Here is a 9616-nt window from a genome sequence, read left to right on the forward strand (position 1 = left end):
AAGCACTGCCCGGCAATCCCTATGACGGCCACACGCTGGCAAGCGTCATCCCCGACATGGAAAAGACCATCGGCAACGAGATCGGCCGCATCCTCGCCGACGCCGGCTATCGCGGCCACAACGCACCCCAGAGCCACAAGCTCAGGGTCTTCACCGCGGGCCAGAAACGCCGCGTCACCCCAGCCATCAAGCGCCAGATGCGACGGCGGTCGGCGGTCGAGCCCGTCATCGGGGCCACATCAAGAACGAACACCGCATGGGCCGCAACTACCTCGCCGGCCAGCAGGGCGACGCCCTCAACGCCATCCTGGCCGCCGCCGGATATAACTTCTCTCTCCTGCTCAGGTGGCTGAAGGGATTTTTGTGGCTTCTCATCGCAGCCTTACAAAGTCAGCCGAAGAGCTCGAAGCCTGATCCCTCTCATTGTTCACGGCCGACGGGACAACCCAACCTCAAGCGAGAACATTTCAGGGGGGCACATCGGGTGCAAGTAATCGAAGCGCATCACTGATGACCAATGCCGCCTGCTTCTTTCGGCAACGCGCAGCGATGCGCTTCTGCTGAGCGCGATGTTTCTAAGCAGCGTCCCCGAATTGGATCGCAACCCAGCCCTGCAGTTGGCGCCAGTTGGGTTCGAGCCTGGCGAAACGCTTCAAGCTAAACGATGAAATGTCTGCGAAGCTGCAGACGCCGTCGACAACTACGTCGCGGATTGCTCGCCCGCTTGACGGCGACAAGCCGAAGCCGACGCTGGACATCGTGGCAACAACCACGTTGGAGAATGTCGAGAGCCGGTCGATCACGGGGCGCCCGTCGGGGGTGTTCTCGATCACACCGGCCCAAGAACGAATAATGCGGGCATGCGCGGCCTTCGGCATCATTTCAACCAAGCGGCGGCCTATATGACCCATCAGGGGGGTTGAGGGGTTGGATATTACGCCTCCCTCGGCTAGTTCCAGCCATTCGTGTGGACCGCCTCCAAAGGCCAGATTACCGCGCAGCGTCTGCCTGCCGTGGAGATCGTTACCATCAACGCCACCATAAGCCATCAGGGGAAGCGGCTCGGTAACGATCATCTCGGCACGCGCGCTTGCCAAAGGAACCTCCTGCCCCAGCATCGCCGAGAAGCGCCCGGTGTATGGCCCGGCTGCAATGACCAGTTGATCGCAGCCAAATAGGCCGCGCTCCGTGTCTACGCCTACCACCCGCTCGCCTTCGGTGCGGAACCCGGTGACCCCGCAGTGCTGCACGAGCTGGCCGCCGTGGTCCTGCATGGCCCACGCGTAGCCTTGGACTGTGCGGTGTGGGTTGGCGTGCCCCCCGAAGTGATAGAAATGAGCACCGGCAACGTTGTCGCCGACGAGTGGAACGAGTTCTCGGAGCCGCGTCCGGTCGAGCAATTCGCACCGGTGTCCATGGCGCTCCATCGCAGCGGCGCTGCGAGTTGCGGCCGCCAATTGCTCCTCGGTCACGGCGACGTGGATGCGGTTTGCAGAGAACTCCGTAGGATAACCGAGCAGTTCATCCATGATTGGCCACAGCCGCAGCATCTCCGGGTAAAGAGGCGAAAAAACGTGTCCGCAGCCCCCTCCGTTACGGCCGGAAGCCTCCCAGCCAACGATGCCCTTTTCTATAACCAGAACATCGACGCCGGTTTGTGCTAGCCACCAGCCAGCACTCAGCCCTGTGACGCCGCCGCCAATGATCACAACGGATGCACCCATGTTCTCAGTCATGGCCGCCTCGCTCATCAAGCGCAGCCGCGGTGGTAACATGATCGGTGGCAACTGTATAAAACTCGGGAACCTCCCATTGGGCTTTCCATTGCGATGGTATTCCAAACCAGAGTGCCCAATGACGGGCCTGATCTGGCGATTCCGGGATTTGGCTGGCAATTTCTAGCGGCAGCGGTCGTACTGGCGCGCGGTAGCCCGCAAGGGGAATTGCCGCTAGCGACGCGCCGGACTGCATGGCCAGCAAAGCAGCTATCTGCTCGCGGCAGCGCCGACCTTGGCACGGTCCCATGCCTGCGCGAGTGAGCCGCTTGACCTGGTCCGGGTTTGGGGGCGCGTCGCCAAGGAGGGTTGAGAGTGAGCGATCGTTGCGGCGCTCGGTTTGCCAGCCAAGATAACGCGGGGGGCGTAGCTCGAGGATCTCGCGGGCGGTAATCTCCTCGCATTGACAGACGTGGAATTCGTCACGCGCAGCGATGACGCTGGCATGTACCCAGGCCAGACGGTAGGCTGCCAGATCGTAGGCCGGCCGGTCGGGTCGCGGCGCTCCATCGTGCGCATGGTCTCCGGCAAGGCCCAGATCATCAAGGATGGTGGCGACTGCCAGTAAGGCTTCGCGTTCCGCGATGCTGGGATCGCACGATTTTGTAGGCCAGATGCCGGCGCTGTCGCCGATCACGAAAATATTGCGCACACTGGTACGCTGACCTGCATCCACCGCCGGCGCATAGCCGCCCCGCTCTGGCTGAAAGGCGACCCTGCACCCGAGCGCTGCGAGAAGATCAATAACCGGCGTGGCTCCGACCGCCAGCACAACGCCGTCGCAAGCGATTCGGCGTTCTTTGCCAACAGCCCGACCGGCTTCATCCAAGGCGGAAATGAGCACTTCTTCAACTGAGTCCCGCCCCAGTACCTCACGCACAACATGACGGGTCAGGAATTCGCAGCCGCCAGCGCGTAATTCGTCTACCATGTGTACGGGACCGACAGCCTCGGCCGCCTGTTCCACGATCCCCGCTATTTCCACGCCGGCCTTCTCGAGTGCTGCGGCAGCCGCCAGCGCCTCAGCCGACGTGCCGAGGATCAACACTCTCCGAGGGTTTAGGGCCCTGAACCGCGTTGCCAGCGAAACCGCCGCCGTGGCACCCATTACGCCCGGCTTCTCCCACCCAGGGAAGCCGAGCCCGATATCGCGTCGGCCGGCTGCGACAATTACGTATTCTGCGCCTATCAGCCAGCCACGTGTCTCGTCGGCCAGACCGGCGATCGTGCCGGGGAGCCAGTGGACACCGGGACCGTTCGCATAAAGACCCCAACAGGCGGTGCCGAGCCGGACGTCAACCCCAGCTTCGAACGCTGTCTGGATAAGTGGCTCGGAAGCGACGAAGCTCTCAAGCATAGCATTGCGGTTGCGCGCTACAGGAGACATGCCCTGTCCGTAGTGAAGCGGCACCTCGTTGCCCATGGTTATGAAGGGAACCGGGTTTTCGTCAATGAGCACGACCGAGAGTCCTCGGCGAGCCGCGTCGATAGCGGCTGCGAGACCAGCAGGACCCGCGCCAACTACCAAGAGCTGGGTCTGTTCCTCGACGATCAGCTCTTTGCCGGCAACAGATTTTTCGTCAATCTTCATGGTTCAAGCCATTCTGGTAACTGTTGCCTTCGTCCGAGGTTCTCCACCCGTTCGGAATGGCGTTAAAGCCGAACGAGCCTCTGGCCGGATTTTCAGGCGCCCAGACACTCTCATCGATTCATCGCTTCAAGGGGCTCCATGTCAAATTCAGTTTGTGAATTGAGCTAATCTGATTTCGAGATGAGCGTGGGCGCGCATGGTTGAGCCTTGTCCCCCGTGAACACTCGACCGGAGGCGAGCAGAAGCTCTGTGGCATCACCAAGCGCGGGAACCGCTACGTCCGCAAGGTCCTCGCTCATGGCGCGCGCTCCTGCTTTCGACCTGGATCGAGCCCGGGATCGCCTTGGACGCTGGCTCGACGGCTTGCAGAGCCAGATGCACCCGAACAAGGCCGTTGTCGCACCCGCCGCCAAGATGGCGCGCGCATTGTATGGGTTGTCCTGACCAAGCCGAGAGCGCTCTACGAACGCAGGCACTTTCATCCACCATCTCGGCGCTAGATGGCCACGATACACAAACTGAATTTGACGACAAGCCCTCCACGATAAAGAATAATCGAAACCATGGCGGTTTAACGGCCAGGAAATACTAAGGGAACTAAGTGGTGTCTGAGCTATGAAGCACTCAGCGGCCCGTAGCATGATGTTGCCCAAACCATCGCCATCCCATCTGAGTCGGCTATCAACTACCGGCTGCACAACGCCACGAGGTTTGATGATCAGATTTGGCTTAGTTTGGTCAGCAATCGCGTTGAACAGGGAGATCGCTGTACACCCGCAGTGGTTCATAGCAAGGAGAGCCAGATAATGGCTCATGGATTACGAATGGCGGATCTCTCCAGATCGACCTGCTCAGATGGCGAGTCTGCTAATCAATGTATAAGTTGAAAATCACGAAGTCGCCGCAAGTCGCTCCATAGTAACTTAACCATTAGGCGTGCCTTGAGCCGCCGTTAAGAAAAAGGGGAACTAGAATATGACAATCTCTCGACGCGACCTCATGAAGCTAAGTATGGCGGCTGGAACGGCTTTGTCATTCCCCTCGATCTTGCGTGGGCAAACATTGCCAACGGACGCTCGGACGGTTCGGATGGTAATGGTTGAGCTCCAAATCTTTGATCCGGTGTTCACGACAACCGACCCCACCGTTTTCCACAGCTTGGGCGTTTATGATACGCTATTCGCCCCCGACAGCAAGCTTATGCCACAACCGCAAATGGTCGGGAAGTGGGGCGTTTCCGACGATAAGAAGACTTATAGTTTCGAACTCCGGGATGGTTTGAGTTGGCACGATGGCACTGCGGTCACCGCAGCCGATTGTGTGGCCTCGATCCGCCGCTGGGCCCAAGTGGCTCCGGGCGGACAGTTGATCATGTCTCGTGCCAAGGATATCTCGAAAAAGGACGACAAAACTTTTGTAATTACGCTCACCGAACCTCTAGGGGTACTGATCGATCTGCTGGCTACGCTGTCAGCGCCGGTCCTGTTTATTATGCGCGAAAAGGATGCAGAGCGACCTGCGACCGAGCAGGTGACCGCGAACATCGGATCGGGTCCATTCAAGTTTAACCATGCTCTTGCCAGGCCGGGTGCGAATTTCACCTATGATCGCAATGAGAAATACGTGCCGCGCAGCGAGGCTTCTGACGGGTTTGCAGGCGGTAAAGTCGTTAAGGTCGATCGTGTCATTTGGGAAAACGGCGGCGATGCGCAGACTAATCTGGCTGCTTTGCAAGCAGGGGAGCTTGATTTCCTTCGCGATGCACCTGCGGATTTCTATGCTGCGATCGAAAACGACCCCAATCTTGAACTTCAGGTCCTGAATAAAACTGGCAACGACATGTGCGTGCGCATGAATCACCTTCAGAAGCCATTCGATAACGTGAAAGCGCGTCAGGCAATACTTCACTTGGTTGATCAGGAGGCGTTTCTGCGCGTTACTGCCCCTGATCCAAAGTATAGTCGACCCGTCACTTCGATATTCGGAAACAGTACACCTTATTCCAATGACGAGAACACAGGATGGTTCAAGAAGGGCGGCGACCCGAAAAGGGCCAAGCAGCTCTTCCAGGAGGCGGGATATGCTGGTGAGAAGGTTGTTATTCTCGACCCCACGTCTTGGGCCGCTGCCAGCAATGCCTAACAGCTTCTCGCAGCCGAACTACGCAAGATTGGTGTCAACGCTGAGCTTGCGCCAAGTGACTGGGGTGGGATTGTGGCGCGCCGGGGCAACAAGGGTCCTGTTGAGAGCGGTGGCTGGAGCATTTTTATCACCGATGATTTCGATTACGCCCAAGGCGATCCAATGACCGCGGTCTTCCTTGGCGCGAGCGGGGAAAAGGCCGCCTGGTTCGGCTGGCCTAAGAACGACGAATTTGAGGCGCTTCGGCTCAAGTGGCCGGATGTCGAAACTCTTGAAGAGCGACAGGCATTGGCTCGCAAAATGCAACGAATTTGGTGGGAATTTGTCGGTGACGTCAGATTAGGTCAAATTGTATCCCCGAGTGCTCACCGCAAATCGCTTACCGGACTCGTGGAGATGCCATACGTTGCCTGGTGGAATATGCAGAAAGCCTCAGGCTGATGGCGACGTATATGTTGCGCAGGATAGTTTCGGCCATGGCCGTCATGGTGATGGTCGGAATTTTCATCTTCCTGCTTCTCAGGCTGGCGCCGGGTGACCCAGCGGACATGATTGCCGGCAAGTCGGCCACGGCGGAGATGATCGCCGGCATCCGGGAAAAGTTGGGGTTGAATGACCCAATGCCGGTCCAGTTCATACGATGGGCGCGGGATATGCTTGACGGCGATTTCGGCACCTCGATTTTTGCCGGACGCCCTGTTCTTGAGCTCATTTCGCAGCGGCTTGAGCCGACTTTTTCCCTGTCGCTCCTGACGATGATGTTTTCGGTGACGGTCGGGGTTTCTTTCGGCATCCTTGCCGCTTGGCGAACTGGCGGTTTCATCGATCGCGCCCTCACCGCCTTTTCGGCACTTGGCTATTCCGTCCCGGTCTTTGTCATCGGCTATTTCCTCATATACTTCTTCGCTATCAGGGCACACTGGCTGCCGGTCCAGGGATATGCGCCGATCGATGGTGGCCTTGGACCTTGGTTCGCGCACCTGGTCCTTCCCACCGTGGCCCTTAGTCTTGGCTACATTGCATTCATCGCCCGGGTTACGCGGGCGAGCATGCTCGAGGTCCTCTCGGAGGACTATATGCGAACCGCCGCTGCCAAGGGCGCTTCGTCCTATGCCATGCTTTTCCACCATGCCTTGAAGAATGCCGGCGTCCCGATCTTGACCGTCATCGGCATAAGCTTTGCCTATCTGATCGGCGGAGTGGTCCTTACCGAAACGGTGTTCAACATACCCGGTATCGGCCGCCTGGTGGTGGATGCGATCAACAACCGCGACTATCCCATCATCCAGAGCGTGCTCATCCTGACGTCAGGTCTCTACGTCCTTATTAATCTCGCAGTCGATCTGGCCTACACGCTGATCGATCCCCGGATCCGGTACTGATATGACACTGCTCTCCCCGCCAGTTGAATACATTCCTACCGGCCGCTTTCGAGTATCTGACCTGCCTCGCATAGCAAGGCGTCATCCGCCGGTGATGATAGGCGGCGGACTATTGGCGTTGTTGATCCTCCTAGCACTCGCTGCCCCGCTGTACGGCGGCGATCCGATGAACATGGATCCATTCAATCGCCTTCAGCCACCTTCCGCGAAGATGTGGTTCGGAAGTGATCATCTGGGCCGGGACGTGTTCGCACGCACCGTATTCGGTGCCCGAGTTTCTCTACTGGTGGGATTGATGTCGGCGGCAGCCGCAGCTGTGGGCGGGCTTATTATCGGTATTATCGCCGGTTACAGTCGCGGTTTCGACAATGTCGTCATGCGGGTCATGGATGGCCTAATGTCGATCCCGACTATGCTGCTGGCCATTGCCCTTATCTCTCTGACGGGTCCCGGCATCGGCATTCTCATCGTCGCGATCACGATTCCACAGATGCCAAGCGTCACCCGGCTCGTTCGTTCGGTGGTTCTGAGTGTTCGCGATCGCCCTTACGTTGAGGCCGCCGTCTGTGGAGGCGCACGCCTGCCAAAGGTGCTGTGGAGGCATATCGTGCCGAGTACCATTCCGCCGCTTATGGTCCAGAGCGCCATAGTCTGCGCAGATGCGATTCTGACAGAGGCCGGACTGAGCTTTCTCGGCGTCGGCGTGCCGCCCGAGATCGCTAGTTGGGGCAACATGATCTCGAATTCTCGCCTGTTTCTTGCCATCGCTCCTATGACAATCTTCGCCCCCGGTATCTGCCTCGCCGTCACGGTCCTTGCGGTCAACCTTTTGGGGGATGGCCTGCGCGACATGTTCGATCCCCGCGCCAAGCGGAGGCGCTGACATGCAGATGCATCAAGCCGCAGGGAATGACTTGCTTCTCGATGTCCGAAACCTCGAAACGCATTTTTTCGGCGAAGACAGTGTCACCCGCGCCCTGGGCGGCATCAGCTTCCAGGTAATGAAAGGCGAAACGCTTGGGGTCGTCGGCGAATCGGGATGCGGGAAGAGCGTCACTGCCCTCTCCATTCTTCGCCTGCTGCCGAAGCTGAGCGCGAAGACTGTCGGCGGTGAAGTCCGCTTCCACGGACGCGACCTCCTCGACCTGTCCGATCGTGAGATGCGAAAAATTCGCGGCGACCAAATCGCCATGATTTTCCAAGAACCGATGACCAGTCTGAACCCGGTTTATACGGTCGGCCGCCAGATCGCAGAGGCGGTGCAGATCCACACGAAAGCCTCCCGCTCGGTGGGCATGGCAAAGGCCGAAGAGATGCTCCGTCTCGTCCGCATCGCGGACCCCGAGCGTCGCGTCAACAACTATCCGCATGAGATGTCGGGAGGCATGCGCCAGCGCGCCATGATCGCCATGGCTCTTGCCTGCTCACCGGACCTGTTGATTGCCGACGAGCCGACTACGGCCCTCGACGTCACAATCCAGGCACAGATTCTGCGACTCATCGTCGACCTGAAAGAGCGCACAGGAACGGCAGTGATGTTCATCACGCATGATCTGGGCGTTGTCGCCGAGACGTGCCAGCGGGTGATCGTAATGTATGCTGGGCGGATCGTGGAACAAGCGAACGTGATAGATTTGTTCTCGCGTCCGGCGCACCCGTACACCCAGGGCCTCATGCGATCGGTGCCTGACCGGCGGCGCGGCCGACAAAGTCGCCTTCCGGAAATTCCCGGGATTGTGCCAAGCCTTCGCGACCCCATTGTGGGCTGCAGCTTTGCGCCACGCTGCTCGTTTGCGATCGACATTTGCCGCGAGAAAACACCCATTCTGAGTGATGTCAGGCCAGGCCACGCCGCCGCTTGCTGGCGCGCCGAAGAGGTGATGGGAGCATGAGTGGTCCTTTGCTGACAGTCGAGAACCTGACTAAGCACTATCCGCTCGGCGCGGGATTCTTTAGGAAGAGCATTCCCGTGGTGCGGGCGGTCGAGGATGTATCCTTCTCGGTCGAGGCGGGCGAGACACTCTGCATCGTCGGCGAATCCGGCTGCGGCAAGTCCACTGTGGCGCGGCTCTTAATGCGGCTCGTGGAACCTACGGGCGGACGCGTTCTAATCGACGGGAACGACATTGCTGGCCTCAAAAAGCAAGCGCTCCACGCGTTTCGCCGTCGGATGCAGATGGTCTTTCAGGATCCTTACTCGTCGTTGAACCCCCGCCTCAGCGCCGGACAGATCATCACCGAGCCCCTCGAGAATTTCGAGCGCCTCAGCCGGAAGCAGCGCAACAAGCTTGCTGCGGATCTTCTCCAAAAGGTCGGAATGTCCCCCGAGATGATGAACAGGCTCCCCTCCGAGTTGTCGGGCGGCCAGCGTCAGCGGCTCGGCATTGCGCGGGCACTAGCGCTCAATCCCTCGCTCATCATCGCCGACGAAGCGGTGTCAGCTCTTGACGTCTCGGTGCAGGCGCAGATCTTGAATCTGCTTCTGGACCTCCAGAAGCAGATGGGTATCGCTTTCGTCTTCATCTCGCATGACCTTGGTGTCGTGGAGCATATCGGCCATCGCGTTGCGGTCATGTATTTGGGGAGGATCGTGGAGCTTGCGCCCTGCGAGGCGCTCTTCGCCAAGCCGATCCACCCCTACACCGAGGCGCTGATTGCGGCCGCTCCGGTCCCGGATCCCACGCGAGTTCGACTAGAAGCACCCGTTGAGGGCGAGGTGCCGAGCC

The 9616-nt window shown here is 59.2% G+C and carries 6 protein-coding genes and 3 pseudogenes; 7 read left to right on the forward strand and 2 right to left on the reverse strand.

The window, feature by feature from the left end; all coding sequences use genetic code 11:
- Positions 1–349: pseudogene (locus EN893_RS07940) on the forward strand (transposase); the annotation flags it as partial.
- Positions 350–575: 226 nt separating this feature from the next.
- Here EN893_RS07940 and EN893_RS07945 read toward each other — a convergent pair.
- Both EN893_RS07945 and EN893_RS07950 read right to left on the reverse strand, forming a co-directional pair.
- Positions 576–1751 carry an FAD-binding oxidoreductase gene (locus EN893_RS07945; RefSeq protein WP_127268395.1) on the reverse strand — a complete coding sequence of 392 codons (1176 nt, stop codon included), beginning with the start codon at positions 1749–1751 and terminating at the stop codon, positions 576–578.
- Positions 1729–3366, reverse strand: a complete 1638-nt coding sequence (locus EN893_RS07950) for an NAD(P)/FAD-dependent oxidoreductase (protein ID WP_127268396.1) — start codon at positions 3364–3366, stop codon at positions 1729–1731. The genes EN893_RS07945 and EN893_RS07950 overlap by 23 nt, the downstream gene beginning before the upstream one ends.
- A 194-nt stretch (positions 3367–3560) precedes the next feature.
- Between EN893_RS07950 and EN893_RS39060 the strand changes: the two are divergent.
- The 6 genes and pseudogenes from EN893_RS39060 to EN893_RS07980 all read left to right on the forward strand — a co-directional run.
- Positions 3561–3677 (forward strand): annotated as a pseudogene (locus tag EN893_RS39060) (transposase); the annotation flags it as partial.
- Positions 3678–4341: 664 nt separating this feature from the next.
- Positions 4342–5949 (forward strand): annotated as a pseudogene (locus tag EN893_RS07960) (ABC transporter substrate-binding protein).
- Entirely contained in the window at positions 5949–6890 is a 942-nt protein-coding gene (locus EN893_RS07965) for an ABC transporter permease (protein WP_127268398.1), read from the forward strand. Before EN893_RS07960 ends, EN893_RS07965 begins: the two are co-directional and overlap by 1 nt.
- A 1-nt stretch (position 6891) precedes the next feature.
- Positions 6892–7773: an ABC transporter permease gene (locus tag EN893_RS07970; RefSeq protein WP_127268399.1), complete on the forward strand. Its 882-nt coding sequence runs from the start codon at positions 6892–6894 to the stop codon at positions 7771–7773.
- A 1-nt stretch (position 7774) separates the two neighbouring features.
- The gene (locus EN893_RS07975; protein ID WP_127270363.1) at positions 7775–8782 is read left to right on the forward strand and encodes an ABC transporter ATP-binding protein; all 1008 of its coding nucleotides are present in this window, start codon (positions 7775–7777) and stop codon (positions 8780–8782) included.
- A partial coding sequence (locus EN893_RS07980; RefSeq protein WP_164900759.1) for an ATP-binding cassette domain-containing protein occupies positions 8779–9616 on the forward strand: 838 nt, incomplete at its 3' end. The genes EN893_RS07975 and EN893_RS07980, both read left to right, overlap by 4 nt.

Source organism: Mesorhizobium sp. M7A.F.Ca.CA.004.04.2.1 (genome assembly GCF_004022825.1).
GTDB lineage: Bacteria > Pseudomonadota > Alphaproteobacteria > Rhizobiales > Rhizobiaceae > Mesorhizobium.